1 protein-coding gene and 2 pseudogenes are annotated in these 1011 nt (G+C 74.7%); 2 read left to right on the top strand and 1 reads right to left on the bottom strand.

Annotated features, from left to right (window positions below; translation table 11 throughout):
- Together FV223_RS28440 and FV223_RS28435 are read left to right on the top strand one after the other, a co-directional pair.
- Positions 1 to 440: phage BR0599 family protein (locus FV223_RS28440; protein WP_187276293.1), on the top strand; the 440-nt coding region annotated here is incomplete at its 5' end.
- Positions 441 to 451: 11 nt separating this feature from the next.
- A pseudogene (locus FV223_RS28435) lies at positions 452 to 682 on the top strand (peptidase P60); the annotation flags it as partial.
- Here FV223_RS28435 and FV223_RS32245 read toward each other — a convergent pair.
- Positions 675 to 776 (bottom strand): annotated as a pseudogene (locus FV223_RS32245) (peptidase P60); the annotation flags it as partial. The pseudogenes FV223_RS28435 and FV223_RS32245 sit on opposite strands and share 8 nt — an antisense overlap.
- Between the last annotated feature and the right edge of the window lie 235 nt (positions 777 to 1011).

Here is a 1011-nt window from a genome sequence, read left to right as displayed (position 1 = left end):
GCTACCGCGCCACCTGCGGCGCCGACCTCGGCGACGCCCGCTGCGGCGTCGACGTCACGCGGTTCCGCACCGACGGCACGGTCGACGGCCTGCCGGAGCCCGGCACCTTGTCCGCGGCGGTCGCGGGCACCTTCGCCGACGGGCTGTTCAGCGGCGGCCGCCTGAGCTGGACCGCGGGCGCCAATGCCGGCCTGTCCGGCGACGTGCGCACGCATCTCGGCACCCTGATCGAGTTGTGGGAGGCGCCGCCGCGCGGCATCGCGCCGGGCGACGCCTTCACCCTCGTCGCCGGCTGCGACAAGCGCCTCGCCACCTGCCGCGGCATCTTCGCGAACGCCCTGAACTTCCAGGGCTTCCCGCACATGCCGGGCAACGATTTCGTCGTGCGCTACGCTCCCGGCGCGGGTCCCGGCCTCGACGGCGGCTCGCTGTTCCGCTGAAAGGACGCCCCATGCGCGACCCGCTCGACGGTGCCGCGGTCGCGGCCGAGGCCCGGCTCTGGCTCGGCACGCCCTACCGGCACCAGGCCTCGCTGATCGGCGTCGGCTGCGACTGCCTCGGCCTGCTGCGCGGCGTCTGGCGCGGCCTTCTGGGCGACGAGCCCGAGGCGCCGCCGCCCTATTCCGGCACCTGGGCGGAATCGGCTGCCCCCGGCACCGACCCGCTGACGGAGGCCGCCGCCACCACGGCGTGAAGGCCACCTCCGTCACCGCGGCGCGGTCGTGGGCGTGGATCATCCCGGCCTGCGTGGCGATGGCGCAGTGGCGGGGTGAGGGCGTGGCGCGCGGGAAGTCTCCAGGAGCCGGTTCGCCTCGGAGTCTAGCCCTGTTCCTCCCCTGCAGAGAGGGGAGGGAAGCACTTGCGCTGCGATTTTCGATTGAAGCGCAATCCCATCGAGACTGAAGCCCCGGAGCTCGCCATGGCCACGCTGATCCTGTCCACGGCGGGGGCGGCGGTCGGGACCGCGCTCGGCGGGCCGATCGGGAGCGTGGTCGGGCGGGTGGCCGGCGC

The sequence above is a fragment of the Methylobacterium sp. WL116 genome (genome assembly GCF_008039455.1).
Classification (GTDB): domain Bacteria; phylum Pseudomonadota; class Alphaproteobacteria; order Rhizobiales; family Beijerinckiaceae; genus Methylobacterium.
Note: the sequence above shows the minus strand (reverse complement) of the source record. Positions and strands in the feature narration are given on the sequence as shown.